This is a genomic window from Nocardia sp. CA-129566 (assembly GCF_050956075.1).
GTDB lineage: Bacteria > Actinomycetota > Actinomycetes > Mycobacteriales > Mycobacteriaceae > Nocardia.
Genome location: NZ_CP192085.1, coordinates 263,337 through 282,292, shown reverse-complemented (window position 1 = coordinate 282,292; position 18,956 = coordinate 263,337). Strand labels below are relative to the sequence as shown.

Sequence of the window (18,956 nt, the reverse complement as noted above, 5' to 3'; positions counted from 1 at the left end):
CCGGTGTCGTATCGACGATATGTGACGTCACGATCTGCGCGGCCTGTGACCAGAACCACACTGGGTTGTGGCACGCGTTGGGCCACAGCGTGCAGCCTGTGATGCGCGCCATACAATGTGGGCCGAGGAGCGCACGGACGAAGTGTTTGTGGCACGAGCACGTTACGACGGTGAACCAGCGTGACCATGTCGTAAATGTTGGTTGCGAATACCTTCCCACCGGTGAAGCTGGCCGTAACCTTTATTCATGACCGCGGCCTTCGATGATATGGATCTGCGCGACCTCGTCGGACTGCTCACCGATGATGAACAACGGGAGCTTCGACCGGCGGTGTTGCGCCTGTTATCCCGCCAAACCCCGCAAGAGCTACTCCGTCGTGAACTCGGCCTGCGTATGGCAAAAGTCTGAGCCTGCCGTTCAACAACCAACCGACCACCTGGCCGTCGCAATGGCGCGAATCGCCGATGCGGCGGCCTTTTGCTGTCAAGAGCACGAAAACGCAGGCCAGACGCGTGTTCGGCACCACACCCGGGCAATAGCGTGGGTGCGCTCACGAATGGACAGCGACGAACAACGCCGCACTATGAGAAACATTCCGTGCGGTCGCATTTAGATATAGAACAGGCCCGCCGAATCGGTGTTGTGCCGATTCGACGGGCCTGTGTCGGTAAGAGTTAGAACACCCGCAGCTGTCCGGGCGACCAGAATCCGGAACGGTCGACCTTACCGGTATCCAACTTGGCCGCAACCGCATTCGGGTAGTACTGGTCGTACCGCTCCAGCGAACCCCAGTCCCGCGCCCAGTCGTTCTTCATATACGTCGGAATGGTGCTCGACTTCGCCAGCATCTGGGAGAAGCCCAAGAGCCCACCGAACTCCTCGGCCTGCCAGGTATTGGTCGAGCTGATGGCCAGCGGCCGGTCCGGCAGGATCCGGTAGCCCGGCACCTCGGCCACCCCGTTCTTGTGGTCCAGCGGCCGCTGGCACGGGAACTGCAGTCCGACCGCCCAGTCCAGCAGCACCGGCTGCTCGGAGCCGATAAAGCTATTGAGCGAGGCCAACTTCGGCATCCGCGGCGGGGTGAACGCCAGCCACTGATCACCGATCAGAATCGGGTCATTGGCGACGATGCGCACCGCGTCGGCATCGGGCGCGATCTCATCGAGCGGGATGCGCAGATTGCGCCACGACGGGAACGGGCCGATATCGCGCGGCAGGTAGGTGCCGAGCATCTGCACGCTGCCGTCGGGCAGGTGCTTGCCGTAGTCGACGGTCAGCGACTGGCCGTACTTGGTATCGCCGGTGTCGTCGACGGACAGAATGCGGCCCGCGGCCGAAATGACCACCAGCGGACGATCATCCGAGCGCGGCGCCAGCTGGTACCAGCTGGACACAAGATGCGCGGGCTGCTGCACGCCCTGCTGATAGCTGCCCATGACCGGCGTGGTGGCCGGATCGAGGCCGAAGGGCAGGGTGGCCCGGCTGCCATTGACACCGGTCGCGCCGTAGCCGCCGTCGGTGCCAGCGTTCTGCCCGTCCGCACCCACCGGGCCCACAGACTGAGTGGAGGTGTTGCCGGTACCCGGCTTCACCTCGATGGTGTCGGCGCTGAGCTTTTCGGGCACACCGTTCGGGTCGAAGCCGACCGGATCGGCCCCGGCCAGCGGATCACCGTTCTTCGGCGCATTCGCCGGATCGATGATCGGGGTCAGCATGCCATTGCCCTTGTTCACATCCGGTTCCACCAGGATGTCATTGGCCAGACCGCACGAATTCCCGCTCAGCGCATCGAAGTTCGAGCGGGCCAGCGAATACGCCGGATACTGCGACACCGCGCCCTTCACCAGCGAGAACACCTCGAGCAACACCATCAGCGCGGCGACCACGGTCAGCGGGATGGCGGCGAACTTGCGAATCCGCTTGCCGCGCACCGACTTCGCCGATGGCTGCGGTTTGGCGTAGTCCTCGCGCAGCGCCGACCACGCGACCAGCGCCAGCGCCAGCCCGAACAGCACGAGCATCAGCGTGTTCGACTGGTGGCCGTGCAGCGAGATCCGCTTGTCGAACCACGGCACACCGAAGCTGGACACGTACCAGTAGCCATTGATGCCCGAGAACGCGATGGCCAGCACGAACAGCAATCCGGCGAGGAAGATCGCCCGGTTCTTCCTGGCCCGCAGCGCACTCGCCGAGACCGCGACCGCGGTGACCGCGGCCAGTGATCCGGCGATGCCCGCGTACGCGCCGAAGTGGTGGGTCCACTTCGTCGGGTTGAACATCATGAAGAAGATGGTGCCGAACACCACGCCCATCAGCCGCCAGCTCGGACCGCTGGCGATACCGGGCACCTGCCTGCGCCGCAGCAGCACCAACATGGTGGTGAACAGGCACAGCAGCATGATCAGGAAGGCGAACCGGCGCGACAGCGAACCGTCGACGGTCTCCACGAACAGGTAGTAGTAGCGCAGGTAGTCCTCGTACCAGGCCAGGTTCGGCCCGGTCACCTGACGGACCCGATTGGCCTCCTGGATACCGGCGAAGGTCTGGTCGGTGTAGACCACGATCAGCACCAGCAGACCCGCCGCCGCGATCGGCGCGAGCAGCGGCAGCGTCGAACCCCACTTGCCGACACCCTGCGCGGCGAACTGTCGGTGCCGTCGCACCACGATCCGCACCAGCGGCCGGATACCGGCCAGCAGCGCCGCCACACACATCAGACCGGTCGGGGCCGCCGCCAAGGTGAACGCGGCGACCAGGATCGCGACCGCGGCGGGCAACAGCCGACCGGTAGCGATGGCCCGCTCGATCGAAACCCAGGTCAGCAGCGCGCCCAGCGCGACGATCGGCTCCGAGCGCAGGCCGTTGTCGAACGGCAGCCAGAACGCCAGGAAGACCAGTCCACCGGTCCACAGCGCCACCTTGCTCTGGCGCACCCCGCGCCCGAGCCGGGGCGCCACCTCGCGGCTGATCACCAGCCAGCACAGGATCGCGCAGAACAGCGCGGGCAACCGGACCCACGGGCTCGCGGTGGAGATCTCCGAGAAGGCCTGGATGACGTAGTAGTACCAGCCGAACGGCGCCTCGGGGACCCCGTACCAGCGGAAGTAGTTGGCCATATAACCCGCGTGCGGCGCCACCCGGACCATGCTCAGGATGTAGCCGTCGTCGGAGGTGTTGGCACCGACGAAATGCCACACCAGCAGCGTGCCGATGACCGCGCCGTCGGCCCAGGTCGGCTTCAGCCAGTGCGCGGGCAGGAACCGGCGGTGCCCGCGCCCGTCACTGCTGTCCAGTTTGGCCAGCGCGCCGAGCGCGATCAGGGTGCACAGCACCGCCGCGATCATCGCGATCAACTTGACCGGGGTCGGGCTGGAGGAGAACCGGGTATCCACCGTCATATGCATCGACAGCCCGGTGGGCGCCGCGCCCTTCATATCGGTGAAGACGCCGACCACCTGCGGCCGCAGATCACCGTTCAGCTGCCCCGCTACCGGCACCGCGACCTTCTCCGTGGCCCCGGGCGCCCCACCCTCGACCGGCCGCTCGATCGTCGTGGTGAGGCCCTCGAACGACGCCTTGGTCCGATTGCTGTCGGAACTGATGGTGATCGAGCTGCACCCGCCCAACTGTGCCCGCTCGGCCGAGGCCACCACGGCATTGCGGTCGATCACATCCACGGATGTGTCGGAGACCCGCACGAACATCGCCTCGAGCGATGCCCGGTCGCCCTGTGGCGGCGCCGTGGCCAGCAGCATCCCGCCGTAGCTCGGCAGCTGATCGACCGCCGAGCACGGAATGCTGGCCGCCAGGTCGACCGGCACCTGCGACATCAGCGGCGCCTGCACGCTATTGATGGTGCCGCCCTGCGGCCAATTCAGCGTCGCGGTGGTCTGGCTGACCGGCAAGAACGGAGCTGCCAGCGCGAACAGCGCGCCGAGCACACCGGCGATCAGCGCGACCATGCGCGCGGTGCGGAAGTCGCTCGGTGCGACTTCCGGCGCGGCGGGAGGTTTCGTCAAGACAGCGGTAGCGGCGTCGGGCACGGTTGGCAATGGTATCCGGCCGCGTGTCGCCACGGGCGCTGGCTGCGCACAACTTGCGTGCCACTCCCAGCAACTTCTGAGACGACTCCCAGTCGCGCGGCCCGAATCCCCTGTAAAAAGCGGGGAATCACGACTCGGAAACGGATTCGTCGGACGATGCGCGCCACGGCGTGGCTAATGGGACGGGACCGAAAAGGTGACCCGAAATGCTGACCGGTATCGGACACGATGGAAAGGTAGGGGGTATGACAAAGGCGAATCTCGAAACCAACTTCGGAACGATCGTGCTCGAGCTCGACGATGCGAAGGCACCTGGCACCGTCGCGAACTTCGTGGATTACGTGAACGCGGGCCACTACAACGGCACCATCTTCCACCGCGTCATCCCCGGCTTCATGATCCAGGGCGGCGGTTTCACCCCCGATATGAAGCAGAAGGGCACCCAGGCCCCGATTCAGAACGAGGCCAACAACGGCCTGAAGAACAACAAGTACACCGTCGCGATGGCCCGCACCAACGACCCGCATTCGGCCACCGCGCAGTTCTTCATCAACGTCTCCGATAACGACTTCCTGAACCACTCCGCGCCGACCCCGCAGGGCTGGGGCTACACGGTCTTCGGCAAGGTCACCGAGGGCTCCGAGGTGGTCGACAAGATCGCCGCGGTCTCCACCGGCTCCGCGGGCATGCACCAGGATGTGCCGAACGACGCCGTCATCATCGAGTCGGCTGCCATCGCCTGACTTCCGCTGCCACGCACCGGAATCGGGCCCGCAACCCTCGCGGTTGCGGGCTCGATTCCGTATTCGGAGTCGCGGCTTCGTCAGAGTGGCAGAAGGTGGTGTTTGCGCGGGTTGCGAGGCAGCTTCTTATCGCGCAGCAGGCATAGGGCACGCCGTAGCTCGAGGCGGGTGGCCGACGGTTCGATGACGGCGTCGATATAGCCGCGCTCGGCGGCGACCCACGGGGTCGCCATGGTCGCGTTGTAGAAGTCGATCATCTGCTGGCGCACCGCGGCGCGCTGGTCCTCCGGCGCCGCCTCGATCTGCTTGCGGCCGATCAGACTGACCGCGCTCTCCGCGCCCATGACCGCGATCCGCGCGGTCGGCCAGGCCAGATTCACATCCGCGCCGAGCTGTTTGGAGCCCATTACCGCGTACCCACCGCCGTAGGACTTGCGGATCACCACCGTCACCTTGGGCACGGTGGCCTCGACATAGGAGAACAGGAAGCGGCCGCCGCGCTTGATGACGCCGATCTTCTCCTGTTCTACGCCGGGTAGGAATCCCGGTGTGTCCACCACGAATACGAGCGGAATCTCGAACGCGTCGCACATACGCACGAAGTGCGCCGCCTTATCCGAAGCCCTGGCGTCGAGCGCACCGGCGTAGACCATCGGCTGATTCGCGACAACGCCGACGCTGCGCCCGTCGACCCGTGCGAATCCGGTGATGACATTTCGCCCGGCCGAGGCGCCGACCTCGTGGAAATCACCGTCGTCGAAGATGCGCAGCAGGATGTCGTTCATGTCGTACCCGGCGTTATCCGAGTCCGGCACAATCGAATTCAGTTCCAGATCCGATTCGGTGATCTCCGGCTCCAGACCGGGATTCACAATCGGCGGTCGTTCCTGGCAGCTCGTCGGCAAGAAGCTCAGGTAGTTGCGCACCCATTCGAATGCGGTCTTCTCATCCTTGGCGACGTGGTGGATATTGCCGTACTGCGCTTGGCTGTGTGCGCCACCGAGCTCCTCGAGGCTGACATCCTCACCGGTGACCTCACGAATCACAGCAGGGCCGGTGACGAACATGTAGGCCTCTTCGGTGGCCACCACCACGTCGGTATTGATCGGGGCGTACACCGCGCCGCCCGCGCACTTGCCGAGAATCAACGAAACCTGCGGCACCATGCCCGAGAGCGGCTCCACCCGAGAACCCAGCTCGGCGTACCAGGCCAGCGAGGTCACCGCCTCCTGCACGCGTGCACCGCCAGAATCGTTGATACCGACCACCGGGCAGCCGACTTTGGCCGCATACTCCAGGATGCGAGCGACCTTGCGGCCGAACATCTCACCGACCGAACCGCCGTAGACGGTCTGATCGTGCGAGAACACCGCCACCGGCCTGCCGTCGACCATGCCGTGCCCGGTGACCACACCGTCGCCGTACAGCGCCGCCGGATCACCCGGCTTACGCACCAGTGCACCGATTTCCACGAAGGTACCCGGATCGAACAGCATATCGATCCGATCACGGGCGCTGGGGATTCCCTTTTTGGCCCGCTTCGCCACCCCCGCTTCGCCCGCCGGTTCCTGCGCTAATTCCAGTCTCTTGCGCAGCTCGGCGAGCTTCTCGGCAGTAGTGCTCACTTGGCCCCTCTCATCAGGCGCCCCTACGGGGCAATTACAGCAAGTTTCGCGGTGAGGTCGGCTCCGATCTTTCCGATCCGCGGCTCGTCAACGATCTGGAGGTGGTCACCCGGGATATGAATAACCTCTAGGTTCGGAATGTATGCATCCCAGCCACCATTGGGTCGACGATCGGCGTAGCGGGGCTCCAGCTCGATCATGCCGTCGTGATAGCGATCCGCGAGGTAGAGCACCACATCGCCGTCGTAGTGCGTCGGCGTGGTCTTGGCCAGGTGCCGCCCCTCGATCCACGAGGTGCGCTGGTGTTCGAGCACACCACCCGGAATCTTGGTTCCGCTGATCTTGATCAGATCGCTGATCATCTTGAACTGTTCCTCATCGGATGCCGCGGCCAGCGTCTCCAACTGTTCGCGATCCAGCGCGCCTTCCACGCCGTAGGTCTTCTTCGCGAAAACCTGATAGCGCTCGACGCGACGCAGCCGCTCCTCGGGGCTGTTGTCCTCACCCTCGGTCGGAATGGCCAGGTCGATCAGGCCGACGATGCGCACATCGGCGCCCTCGGCCCGCAGCAGCTGGGCGACCTGCAGCGCGAACACCGCACCGAGCGACCAGCCGTAGAGCACGTAGGGACCGTTGCCCTGGATCTTGCGGAGTTCGGGCAGGTACTGGCGCGCCCGCTCGACGATATCGCCCTCGACGCGCTCGAAACCGTACATCGGGGTATCGGCCGGAAGCCGCTTCAGCAGCGGTTCGTAGACCAGCGTATTGCCACCTGATGGGTGGAATACGAAGACCGGCACGGCATTCGAGCCGTCCGGCCGCGGCCGCAGCGGACGCACGAACCCGTCCACATCGGCTCCGCTGTCCTGCAGCTCACGCACGATATCGGCGAGCTGCTCGATGGTCTCGCAGTCGAGCACGTCATCGACGGTGACCTCGGCCTTGACCCGGTCGGTGAGTCGGGTCGCCAACTTCTCGGCGACCTCCTCCTCCAGGATCGGCAGGGTATTGAAGATGCCACCCGCCGACTTTCCGGTGACGATCGCCCAGGTGGCGAAGGTCAAACGCTCGGCGGCATCGCGCGGCGGCACATCGTCCTCGTCGGCACCGGCGGGCTGACCACCGAAAATCGTGGCGGCGTCGGCAGCGGCCACGACCTCGGCCCCGCCGACCGCAGTGGTGTCCTGCGCGTCCAGCGCCCGTTCGACCGCGGCCTCGTTCGCCTCGACCGCGGCGACCTGCTCCGGTGCGGCCGGGGCGGGTGCGGCGGTGCCGGCGGCGGCACCGGTAATGCCCGCGGCGGTCTCTGCCGCCGCGACCACGGCCTCGGCCTCCGCCGCCACCGTGGTGTTCTCGGCGCCGAGCGAAACCCCTTCGGCGGCAGCCGCATTCGCCACCACAGCCGTCGGATCCGCGCCGGCCGCGACAGCCGCGCGCGCCGCCGCGATGAATCCGCCGTCGACCGCGATCTCCTCGCCGGCGGCCTGCTTATCGGCCATCGCCTGCACCTCGTCGCGGTGTTCGATGGCGTAGTGCAGCACCTTGCCGACCTCGTTCAGGTTGGCATCGCGCACGGCCTGGACCTGCAGCTGCGGAATATCGAATTCGTATTCGACCCGGTTCTTGATGCGCATCGCCATCAGCGAATCGAGGCCGAGTTCCATCAGCGGGATCTCCATCGGCAGATCCTCGACCGCATACCCCATCGACTCGGCGACGATCAGCGCCAGCCGCTCCTCCAGGGTCTGGGTGCCCGCCGGATCCCAACGCTCGCCGAAGGTTTCGACGATCTCCAGATCGGCGTCCGCGGTGGTCGCGACCGCGGCAGCGGGAAGCGCCTCGGCGACAACGGGTTCGGGCAGCGGCGCACTCGACGCCACGACCGCCTCGAACAGCAGCTGGAAGTTCGCACCCGCACGGGCGTGCACCTGTACCGACGCGCCGCCGAGATGCGGCGTCAGCGTGGTGGTCAGCGTTCCGGCCGTCGGCAGCACCGCATGGGGGACCGACGCACCGAGCGAGACATCGCTGAGCACCTGTGCCGCAGCGGATTTCACCAGTGCCGCGAGCTCGGTGACGGCCGAGGCCTGCACCTCCCATACGTGCCGACCGTCGGGCAGCGCGACATGCGCACCCGGCACCCGGGCGTTACCGCTGCCGCTGGCCATCTTCGCCTTGGGCCAGTACTGCTTGCGCAGGAATGCGGTACGCGGAATATCGGCGTACTCGCCAGCGGGCAGCAGCGACGACAGATCGACCCGATGCCCGTGCACATAGAGCTGGGCCAGCGCGGCGATTACGCCCGCCGATTCGTCTTCCTTGCGCTTGAGCGTCGGGATGAGCTGCGCATCGTGCACACCGGCCGCGAACGTCGTCCCCAGCACCTGCATCAGCGCAACGGAGTTCGGCGCCAGCTCCACGAAGGTGGTATGGCCGGTGTCCACCGCGAGCTTCACCGCATTGGTGAAGTACACCGCGTGGCGCATGTTCTTGACCCAGTAGTCCTCATCGTGCACCGGATCGCTGCCGGGACGGTAGAACTCTTCCTTATTGACGGTCGAGTACAGACCCGTCTGCAACTTGGTCGGCTCGATACCGGCCAGCTCGGCCGCCAACTCGCCCAGCAGCGGATCCATCTGCGAGGTGTGCCCGGCACCGCGGGTCTGCAGCACGCGGGCGAATTTGCCCGCCTCCTCGACCTTCGCCACGATCGCCGCGACCTGATCCTGCGGTCCGCCGATCACGGTATTGGTCGGTGCCGCGTACACCGCGCACTCCACGTCCGGATAGTCGACCAGCATCGCCTCGATATCGGCGGCACTCAGCTCGACCAGCGCCATATTGCGCACGTCGTCATCGGTGATCATCGCCTCGCCCTCGCCCATGAGGCGCGAGCGAGCGCAGATCACGCGCACCGCATCTTCGAGCACCAGACCGCCGCAGATATAGGCCCCGGCGACCTCACCCATCGAATGACCGACCACCGCATCGGGTTGCGCGCCGTGCGCGCGCAACAGTGCGGCCAGACCGATCTGAATGGTGAAGATGCCGACCTGCGAGGTGCCGACGCTGTAATCCTGGGCGTCGTCCAGGATCATCTCGCGTACCGAATACCCGGCCTCGTCCTGCACCAGCTCATCGACCTCGTCGACGGCCTTGCGGAAGATCGAATTCTCCAGGTAGAGCTGCTTACCCATCTTGCGGTGCTGAGCACCGAATCCGGACAGCACCCAGATCGGGCCATTGGCGGCGGGGGCGTCCGCGGTGAACACACCGGGACCCGGCTTACCCGCCGCGATGGCGCGCAGACCGGCGACGGCCTCCTCGTGGGTCTTGGCCAGCACGACACCGCGCGAACGCGCGTGACTGCGCTTGGCCGTCGACCGGGCCACATCCGCCAGCGGAACATCGCGACCGGCATCGGATTCCAACCAGTCGGCCAGGTCCGCGGCGGCGCGGCGACGCCGCGAGGGCAGGTAGGCGGAGACCGCGATGACCACCGGCAGCGGCTCGGTCCGCTCGGTCGACCATTCGGGCTCGGCCGCAATGACTTCGGCGGCCTCGACGATCTCGGTGGCTTCCTCGATCACATCCGTCGACTCTTCGTCGACCTGCGCGGCCACCGGCTCGATGGCGGCAACGGGCGCCGCGGCGACCGGCACGTACTCCTGAAGCACCAGGTGTGCGTTGGCACCACCGAAACCGAAGCCGGAAACACCGACCGTCGCGGTGCCGCTGTAGCGCGGGAATTCCGTCGGCTCGGTTACGACCTTCAGATGCGCCTGGTCGAACGGGATATACGCATTGGGACCGGCATAGTTGATGCTCGGCGGCAGCACGTTGTGCTGGAAGGCCATGATCACCTTGGCCAGGCTGGCCGCACCCGCGCCGGACTCCAGGTGACCGAAGTTGGACTTGGCCGAACCGAGTAGCGCGGGCTTGTCGTCATCGCGACCACGGCCCACCACCCGGCCGAGCGCATCGGCCTCGATCGGATCACCGATCGGGGTGCCGGTGCCGTGCGCCTCGATGTAGTCGACCGTCGACGGCACGATGCCCGCATCCCGGTAGGCCCGGCGCAGCACATCGGCCTGCGCGTCCGGGTTGGGCGCGAGCAGACCGTTGGACCGGCCGTCATTGTTGATCGCGGAACCCTTGATCACCGCGTAGATCTTGTCGCCGTCGCGCTCGGCATCGGCGAGCCGCTTGAGCACGACCAAGCCGCCACCCTCGGAGCGGACCATACCGTCGGCATCGGACGAGAACGCCTTGATCCGGCCGTTCTTGGCGACACCGCCATTGCGATCGAAGCCGAGCGTCGCCATCGGCGACAGCAGCATATTCACGCCACCGGCGAGGGCCAGATTCGAATCACCGTCGCGCAGCGAGCGCACCGCCTGGTGCACGGCGACCATCGTGGACGAGCAGGCGGTGTCGATCGAGACCGACGGGCCGCGGAAGTCGAAGAAGTAGGACACCCGGTTGGGGATGATGGCGGAGACGCTGCCCATGATCGCGTACCCCTCGGCCGAGGCGGGCACATTCGGATCCGAGGTGCCGAGTCCGAGCGCGGCGATCAACTGGAATTCATTGCTGGTCGAGCCGATGAACACGCCGACCGGCTCACCCTTGAGCTCACTCGCCGGAATCCTGGCGTGCTCCAACGCTTCCCAGGTCAACTCCATGGCCAGGCGCTGCTGCGGATCGACCCGCTCGACCTCGATCGGCGACATCGCGAAGAACTCCGCGTCGAAGCCCTTGACGACCTCTTGGTCGAGGTAGCCGCCCAGGGTATTGCCTTCGGCGACCGCCGCGGCGACCGCGGGCTCACTGGTGAACTCGTCCCACCGACCCTCGGGCCGCTCCCGGATCGCGTCACCGCGGTTGATCAGGAATTCCCAGGTCGACTCGGGGGTATCGCCCGCACCGGGCAGTCGCGTCGACAAGCCGACGATCGCGATATCGTGCGCCTGGCCCGGCTGGTATCCGGCGGTGTAGAACGAGTCGTCACCCAACTCCTCCGGCGCCTCCGGCTCACCATTGATGACGACCTCGGCCAGCGACGCGATGGTCGGATGCTGGTAGACGATGGTCGCGGTCAGCACGACCCCGGTCAGCTCTTCGATATCACCGCCGAGGGCGATGGCATCGCGGGAGGCCAGCCCGAACTCCTCCATCGGCCGGTCCACCGTGATCTGCTCGATCGGTTGACCGGTCGCGTCAGAGACCCAGCGCCGCAGCCACTCCCGCAGCTCCGCGACCGACATATCGGTCGTCGCGGCGCCGGACTTCGCAGCGGACTGCGAAGCCTCAGCGGTATCGATCGCGTCCGCCGCGGCGGGCACGGTTTCGGTCGTCTGGGTGGGCGTGCCCTCGTTGTCAGCCATCAATTCCTCAAGCTACCTGTCTGGGTACCGGGCGCGCCGTGGATCGACGCCTGGGGGGAAGGGCCCGCCGTGCGTCGACGATCGGGCCGATCCTTGCGAATCGACCTGCGAGCAGCCGCTACGGCGCCACCCTCGGGCAATTACTCTTCCGGTGCATCGGGGAAAGCCTGCTGGGTGTAACCACCCCGCAGCGTTCCCTCCAGATAAGCAGTCTTGCAGGCGCGTCGCGCGATCTTGCCGCTGGAGGTCCGTGGAATCGACCCGGCGGGTACCAGGAGCACGTCGCGCACGGTCACACCGTGGCGCTGGGATACCGCGGCGCGGACCGCGTCGGCGATCGGCAGCGGATCGGCCTTACCGGCGCCCGGCCCGCGCTCGCCGACGATGACGAGCTGTTCGGAGGCGTCGTCGGCGTCGAAGCTCAGGCCCGAATGGCTGCCCTGTTCGAACACCTCGGCGGGTAGCTGGTTCGCGGGCACCGAGAACGCCGCGACGAAACCGGGCCGCAGCGCCTTCGAGGCCTCCTGCGCGGAGAACTCGAGATCCTGCGGGTAGTGGTTGCGACCGTCGACGATCACGAGGTCCTTCACCCGCCCCGTGATGTACAGCTCGCCCTCGAAGTAGACGCCGTAGTCGCCGGTGCGCATCCAGTTCGCGTCGGCCGCGGTGCCGTCGGTGTGGCTGCCCTCGGCGAGGCGGTCGGTGACCTTGTTGTGGAAGGTCGCCGCGGTCTCGTCCGGGCGACCCCAGTAGCCGATGCCCATATTGTTGCCGTGCAACCAGATCTCGCCGACCCGGCCGTCGGCCAGCTCGTGTCCGCCGCCGTCGGAGTCGACGGTTTCCGGATCGACAATGGCCGCCCACTGCGACAGCGCCACATAACCGCAGGAGACCTGCGCGATGGCGTTCTCGGCGCCCTGCTCGACCCTGATCATCCGACCCGCGTTGAGTTCGTTGCGGTCGACATAGACGACCTTGGCCTCGTCCTCGGCCTTGGTGGCGGAGACGAACAGCGTCGCCTCGGCCATGCCGTAGCAGGGCTTGATCGCGGTCTTGGGCAGGCCGTACGGGGCGAACGCCTCGTTGAACTTCTTCATCGACGAGGTGGTGACCGGCTCGCTGCCGTTGATCAGACCGATGACATTCGACAGATCCAGTGACTCGCCGTTCTTCGGCAGACCGCGCGCGGCGGCGTGCTCGAACGCGAAGTTCGGTGCGGCGGCGAAGGTTCCGGCACCGTCGTTGTGTGCGGCCAGTTCCTTGATCCAGCGGTACGGACGGCGCACGAACGCGCTCGGCGACATGATGGTGATGTACTTGCCGCCGACCGCGGGCAGGATCACCGTCAGCAGGCCCATATCGTGGAACAGCGGCAGCCAGGTGACACCGCGCGAGTTCCAGTCCAGGTTGATCGCCTCGACCATCTGCAGCAGGTTGGTGCCGACCGCCCGGTGGGTGATCTCGACACCGGCCGGGACGCGAGTGGAGCCCGAGGTGTACTGCAGGTAGGCGATATCGTCGACGGCGACATCGGGGCGCACCCAGCTCTCGCCGACACTGTCCGGGATCGCGTCGACCGCGATGATGCGCGGACGCTGTGCGGCGGGCAGCGAGCGGAAGAACTGACGCACACCGGCCGCGGAGGAGCTCGCGGTCAGAATGGCCGAGGGTTCGCAGTCGCCGAGCACCGCGTGCAGGCGGTCGGTGTGGCCCGGCTCGTCCGGATCGAACAGCGGTACCGAGATGGTGCCCGCGTAGATCGCGGCGAAGAAGGAGATGACGTAATCCAGGCCCTGCGGGGCGAGGATCGCGACCCGGTCGCCCGGGTTGGTCACCTGCTGCAGTCGAGCGGCCACCGCGCGCAGCCGAACACCGAACTCACGCCACGTCAGCTCCTGCGCCTCACCGTCACGCTCACGCGAGTAGTCGATGTAGCGGTACGCGAGGGTGTTCGCGTCGTTGCGGGTGTGCTTCTCGACGTGGTCTACCAGGGTGTGGTCATCGGGAATACGGATGTTCCCGGTCTCATCCAGGTAATCGTCGAAAGTCTCTTCCATTCCTTCATCTCCTCCGAGGCACACGCAGCAAGACGGCGATATCGCCGCTGTTACCTGTGAGGCCCCGACTCGCTATCGCAGCGGGTGCTCTACATGCGAGAGCCAGCCTGCAGATTTTATTGCGGTCTGCGCGGTAGACCGCTATCGGCTAGATGTTCTCAAACCAGAGTCATGTTACAGAGAAGACCGGGTCACTCTCCCCGCAGCAGCGGAATAACGGGCGCGAACGCGTCCATCTGGGTCGGGAACACACCGACATAGGACATCGATGTGAGTTGCCGCACCCGACGGATCTGCTCGGCGATCTCCTCGAATGTGCCGATCGCCACATACGGGGAGGCGAGAATGTCCTCGACCGACAGCTTGACGTCCACCTCGAGGTCGGGGTGCAGGCCGCGATCGATCGCGGACAGCGCCATCTCGGCGGTCTTCTCCCGATCGTCGGTAATGACGATCGCGGTTATGGCCCAGTTCAGCTCGATATCGGCGAACCGGTCACCCGCCGCTTCCTTGATCAGGTTCACCTTCTCGATGGTCTTGTCCAAGGTGATGCCGGAGAGCAGACCCTTGCCGTTCTTGGTGGTGACCGGAACGACCGAGATGATGTCGGCGTGCTTGGCGGCCAGGCGCAGCATCTTCGGGCCGCCGCCGCCGGTACAGATCGGCGGGCGCGGACCCTGGCGCGGCCGTGGCGTGCCCTTGACACCGTGCACCTGGTAGTACTTGCCCTCGAAGGTGCACTCCTGGCCACGCAGCAGCACATCGAGGATGCTCAGCGTCTCGTCCAGCTTCGCCAGCCGCACGCCCGGCGCCTCGTAGGGCAGCCCGGCGGCGAGGAATTCGTCCTGCTTCCAGCCGGCGCCGATGCCGACCTCGAGGCGGCCCTTGGACAGCACATCGATGGTGGCCAGGTCCTTGGCCAGCACCACGGGGTGCCGGAAACCATTGGCCAGCACCGAGGTTCCCAGCCGGATCCGCTCGGTGGCCTGGGTCAGCGCGCCGAGCGCGGCGATCGGGCCGATCTGGTCACCCAGGTGATCCGGCACGACGAAGGTGTCGAAGCCGTACTCCTCGGCCTGCTGCGCCGTCTGGATGAACTTGCGGGCCCCGCCCTCTTGCTTATTTCCCTCGCCCGCCGCCGCGAAGCGGAAGGATCGCAGAGGAGTGCCCAATGCGGTCAACTCAGCATCCGCTTCACGGCTCGCCGTGGTGGCCGGTGCGGCGGCTTCTGTCATGAACTCCTGCTCCTGGCTGTAAGGAAATGTGGGCGCGACGCGGGGCCACACGTGCCCACGCTTTTGGGGGCAGCTGCCTGCGTCGCGATCATCAGGCGCACTTTACAGCGTGCGACGGAACTCCAGTGCGGTTGTCGCAGCACCGCGCGTGCGAACACAGGTCCGAGCGCGCATTTGCTGTGCGATCTCACGAATGCGCCGGATGTGGCGCCCCCTCGATCAACCCATTGGCCCAGTTCGCCGTCCACTGGGTCGCGGTGGTGCCATTACCGTCGACCACGTAGCCGTTGTACATACTGTGCACCGGGTTGCCCATCGCGCGCACCAGGGTCAGCACACTGCCCACGATGTTCAGGGGGCTCAACGCGTCTCGGGGTGAATCGCAGATCATGTCGCCCGGCGCGCAGATGGTGTAGGTGCGGTCGGCGAGCGAACCGAACCCACCCGAGCGCGCACCGGTCATCGTGATGCCGGGCACCTTGAATCCGTTGAGGGCGACTTCCGCGCCGACACCCGCCGGCGCGGTGCCGATCTGGATGGCCTGGCCGGATCCGTTGTCACCGGTGCGGCGGCCGTCGGCGATCAGCGTCACGCCGAGCACCTTATCCGCGGGCACCGGTCCATTGCCCGCGCCGATCTGATTGGCGATATCGCCCGCGATCACCGCACCCTGGGAGAACCCGGCGATCACGTACGTGGTCAGCGGGCAGTCGCGATACCGACTCGCCATCATGTCGAGCGTGCGTTGCCAACCCTCGGAGCGGCTGTTGTTGTACGACTGCTGGCCGTCCGGCGGGATCGCGATCGGATTGGAGAACTGCGCGACGTACGGCGTGGTGTAGACGTCCGCGCGCGCCTGTGGGAACTGCTGCGCTACCGGCCCTGAAACATTGAGCATCAGCGAGATCGGATTCGCCGTCGGATTGTGCGGATCGTCATTGCTGTTCGATTCCCAGGTCCCGGGCACCGAGATCATCTGCACATCGGGGCACCAGGCCGGTTGCGAGGTCGGTGGTGTCGGCGGCGGCTTCGGGCCCGGCTTCGGCGGGCGCAGTCGACCGGCCAGCACGAACCACAGCACCACCGCGATGATGACGACGAGCACGACGAGCCCGATGAAGAGCAGGCACCCCACCGGTTTCCCGGACCGGCGGGACGCCGAACCACGCGCACTCACTGGCAGTACGTCGCCTTAGCCGTATCGATGTAGATCCTTCCGGCCTTCTCGACCGGCATCTTCGCCGGATCGAAGGACGGATCCGACCCGGCCATCGCCGAGACGAAGGTCATCAGATCCTGGTCGGACGCATTCGCCGCGATGCCCTGGCAGACGTAGGCGCCGATGCTCAGCGCGATATCCGGCGACGCGGTGGTGACACCGGCGGCCTTCAGCGCGTCCAGGAACTTCTTGTCCTTGTCGGTGAGCTTGGAACCGTCCTCGGTCGGGACGGCATTGGTCGGGACCGGCTGCGGGCGCTCGGGCGTCGCCGTCTCGGCGGGCGTCTGCGCGGGCTCGGAGGCCTGCGGCTGTCCGGTAGCACCGGTGCTGGTCGGGGCGGCGGTCGGCGACGCTGCCGTTGTGGTGTGCGTCAGCGTCGGCGTACTCGTCGCCGTCGAATCGTTATTGCCGCAGGCAGCGAGCAAGCCGGTAGCGGCGATCCCCACGACTACGCCGATAACCTTTCCACGGGTCCGATGCATGAATTCGTGTCCTCGATCTGTTCGCTAAGGGGTTGGGTCGCCACCCAGGCTAGAGGAAAGCCAGCAATGGCGACTGCTCGCAGGTCGCTCGAGGGGTCTACCGGTGCAATTGATCAGAAAACAGACTGATCGGAATTAGATGCCGTGAACTTCGGGTTTGCCATCGCGCACGGTGATGTATCCGGTCTGGAAATTCTGCTGATAGCCGCCCGGAATGCCGAACTCGTCACTGGTCGGATAACCGAGCCTGCCGTTCTCGTAGCCGAGCACCGACCACATATCCATGATCGGGCCCGAACGCACCGGCCACGCGCCCGAGAGCGGACTCCAGTAGATATTTCCGCCCTCGAACTTGCTGTAGCGACCGAAATCCTTCGACGGGGTCTCCTCCGTGGCCGGGAAGCCGAGTTGGCTGTTCTCATAACCCAATTCGGCGTATTTGCCCAGGATCATCCCCTGCACCCGGTGCGCACCGGTCCTGGCGCTGTAGAAGAACGGACCGTTCTCGAAGGACTGGACCACGCCGTCCTTGGTGGGGGTCCTGACCTCCGGTGCGATGGGGTATCCGGCCGGGCCGGTCTCGAAGCCCTGCCTACCCCATTCGTCGAGGATCGCGCCGCGCACCACCTGGGCGCCGGTCCGCGGGGTCCAGTAGAGCATTCCGTTCTGGAAGGGCTGCATGCGTCCGCGGCCGTCGGGCAGCCCGCGCTCATCGCCGGTCGGCAGCCCGAGCGGACCGCCCGGTCCCAGCGCCGCCTGATAGCCGCCGCCGATCATGCCCGCGACCGGATGCGCGCCCTCGGACGGCGAGTAGAAGACCCGGCCACCCTTGAAGTCCTGTGCGGTACCGCCCGCCACCTGGTACTCCCCGGTGAGGCAGTCGCCGAGCCAGCCGCTGCTGCCCACCAGTGCGCCGATCGCACCGACGGCCTGGCACGGCAGTTTGTTCGGATCGACACCGAGCGCCGCGGCGGCCTGTGGCCAGGACTGACGCATTTCGAAGTCCCAGTACGGCCACGTATGCGTGCCGGAGGGACGGTAGTTCACCTGGGCCGGGATGGATAGCTTGCTCAGTTTGGCCACGAAATTCTGCGAGGTCAGCCGGGACAGGATCTCCAACCCCATGCCCGCATAGTTGGTGCTGACCCCCGGAATACCGCTGGCCTGGTCGAACGGACCGGTCGAGCCATTGCCGCTGGAGATGTAGAGGCTGACACCCTTGAGCTTGTCGGCCAGCGCGTAGGGGTCGTGCCCTTCCCATTCCGGGCCGCCCGGCGGACCCCACATGGCGGCCGAGTCGAATCCGCCCGCATCGCGCAGAGCGAACTGGATCGCCTGCGGCATGCCGAGCGTCGTCGTGGTCAGCACACCAGAGTAGGAACCCGCGTATTTGGCGAAGTTCGGATTGCGCCCGGCCAGGAACATCGCGGCCGTGCCGCCCATCGAAATGCCCTCGATGCCACGGATATCCGAGGCTCGCCACTGACTCTCGAGCAGCGGCGGAAGTTCCTTGGTCAGAAACGTTTCCCACTTGTAGTTGTGGCCGTTATCCGGCTGTAGCCAGTCGGAGTAGAAGCTGGCCTGACCGCCGACCGGCAACACCACCGTGACGTTCTTATCGGCGAAGAAATCCACCGCACCCGCCTCATGGGTCCAGCCGCTCTCGTCATCGGTGGCACGCAGACCATCGAGCATGAACAAGGCCGGGAACCTGGCGTCGGGGTGGGTGTTCCAGTCCCGCGCCAGCAATAGCTGCACCTGGACGGGCGTGGCCATCGAGGGTGAATCGACCCACAGCGCAACCCGCCGATCGGTGAGCCAGACCACCTTCTGCACCGTCGGGACCGCGACCGGCGCGACCGCGGGCTGCGCGTTTGCGGGTGCGGTGATCGGGGAAAGCCCTGAGGCGAGCGGAATCACCACGGCGATGGCGAGCAGCGCGGCCCGGCGGGCCACGCGTCCGTTGCGCCACCCGCGCGGCCCCCTGCTGCCGAATGCAACTCCTGCCACAAGAGTTTCCTACCCCCGCTACCTCCCGGTTTCCGGTAGGACACGCGGATACCGGAGCGCACTGTCCGATTCAGCGATCCGACGAACACCGTGGGGAGCCCCGAAAAGCGAACGGCGCCGCCGCTTCCGAGTCGGAAGCAGACGGCGCCGTTCG

At 66.3% G+C, this 18,956-nt stretch carries 10 protein-coding genes; 2 read left to right on the top strand and 8 right to left on the bottom strand.

The annotated features are described in order from the left end of the window. The first annotated feature begins 247 nt into the window (after nucleotides 1-247). Nucleotides 248-409: a hypothetical protein gene (locus ACQP0C_RS01245; protein WP_433729754.1), complete on the top strand. Its 162-nt coding sequence runs from the start codon at nucleotides 248-250 to the stop codon at nucleotides 407-409. Nucleotides 410-675: 266 nt separating this feature from the next. Here ACQP0C_RS01245 and ACQP0C_RS01240 read toward each other — a convergent pair whose 3' ends face one another. Next, nucleotides 676-4,044 carry an arabinosyltransferase domain-containing protein gene (locus ACQP0C_RS01240; protein ID WP_433729752.1) on the bottom strand — a complete coding sequence of 1,123 codons (3,369 nt, stop codon included), beginning with the start codon at nucleotides 4,042-4,044 and terminating at the stop codon, nucleotides 676-678. Nucleotides 4,045-4,289: 245 nt separating this feature from the next. Here ACQP0C_RS01240 and ACQP0C_RS01235 point away from each other — a divergent pair, with 245 nt between their 5' ends. Next, entirely contained in the window at nucleotides 4,290-4,787 is a 498-nt protein-coding gene (locus tag ACQP0C_RS01235) for a peptidylprolyl isomerase (RefSeq protein WP_433729750.1), read from the top strand. 80 nt (nucleotides 4,788-4,867) lie between these two features. Here the strand turns inward: ACQP0C_RS01235 and ACQP0C_RS01230 are convergent, their stop codons facing one another. From ACQP0C_RS01230 to ACQP0C_RS01200, 7 genes are all read right to left on the bottom strand, one after another. Beyond that, nucleotides 4,868-6,412, bottom strand: a complete 1,545-nt coding sequence (locus tag ACQP0C_RS01230; protein ID WP_433729748.1) for an acyl-CoA carboxylase subunit beta — start codon at nucleotides 6,410-6,412, stop codon at nucleotides 4,868-4,870. A gap of 23 nt (nucleotides 6,413-6,435) precedes the next feature. Then, nucleotides 6,436-11,799, bottom strand: coding sequence for a polyketide synthase Pks13 (pks13, locus tag ACQP0C_RS01225; protein WP_433729746.1), 5,364 nt, complete (start codon nucleotides 11,797-11,799; stop codon nucleotides 6,436-6,438). A gap of 140 nt (nucleotides 11,800-11,939) precedes the next feature. After that, nucleotides 11,940-13,856, bottom strand: a complete 1,917-nt coding sequence (gene fadD32 / locus ACQP0C_RS01220; protein ID WP_433729744.1) for a long-chain-fatty-acid--AMP ligase FadD32 — start codon at nucleotides 13,854-13,856, stop codon at nucleotides 11,940-11,942. A 191-nt stretch (nucleotides 13,857-14,047) separates the two neighbouring features. Next, the gene (locus ACQP0C_RS01215; RefSeq protein WP_433729742.1) at nucleotides 14,048-15,091 is read right to left on the bottom strand and encodes an LLM class F420-dependent oxidoreductase; all 1,044 of its coding nucleotides are present in this window, start codon (nucleotides 15,089-15,091) and stop codon (nucleotides 14,048-14,050) included. A 187-nt stretch (nucleotides 15,092-15,278) separates the two neighbouring features. Beyond that, nucleotides 15,279-16,274, bottom strand: coding sequence for a cutinase family protein (locus ACQP0C_RS01210; protein WP_433734820.1), 996 nt, complete (start codon nucleotides 16,272-16,274; stop codon nucleotides 15,279-15,281). Further along, nucleotides 16,265-16,792 (bottom strand): DUF732 domain-containing protein, encoded by a 528-nt coding sequence (locus ACQP0C_RS01205; protein WP_433729740.1) that lies wholly within the window; start codon nucleotides 16,790-16,792, stop codon nucleotides 16,265-16,267. Before ACQP0C_RS01205 ends, ACQP0C_RS01210 begins: the two co-directional genes overlap by 10 nt. A gap of 135 nt (nucleotides 16,793-16,927) precedes the next feature. Then, nucleotides 16,928-18,802 carry an alpha/beta hydrolase-fold protein gene (locus ACQP0C_RS01200; RefSeq protein ID WP_433729738.1) on the bottom strand — a complete coding sequence of 625 codons (1,875 nt, stop codon included), beginning with the start codon at nucleotides 18,800-18,802 and terminating at the stop codon, nucleotides 16,928-16,930. Nucleotides 18,803-18,956 lie beyond the last annotated feature (154 nt).

Excerpts from the sequence above, each read along its gene's own strand:
- ACQP0C_RS01245 (WP_433729754.1), top strand. The coding sequence starts at position 248 with ATGACCGCGGCCTTCGATGATATGGATCTGCGCGACCTCGTCGGACTG.
- ACQP0C_RS01205 (WP_433729740.1), bottom strand. The coding sequence starts at position 16,792 with ATGCATCGGACCCGTGGAAAGGTTATCGGCGTAGTCGTGGGGATCGCC.
- pks13 (WP_433729746.1), bottom strand. The coding sequence starts at position 11,799 with ATGGCTGACAACGAGGGCACGCCCACCCAGACGACCGAAACCGTGCCC.
- fadD32 (WP_433729744.1), bottom strand. The coding sequence starts at position 13,856 with ATGGAAGAGACTTTCGACGATTACCTGGATGAGACCGGGAACATCCGT.
- ACQP0C_RS01235 (WP_433729750.1), top strand. The coding sequence starts at position 4,290 with ATGACAAAGGCGAATCTCGAAACCAACTTCGGAACGATCGTGCTCGAG.
- ACQP0C_RS01215 (WP_433729742.1), bottom strand. The coding sequence starts at position 15,091 with ATGACAGAAGCCGCCGCACCGGCCACCACGGCGAGCCGTGAAGCGGAT.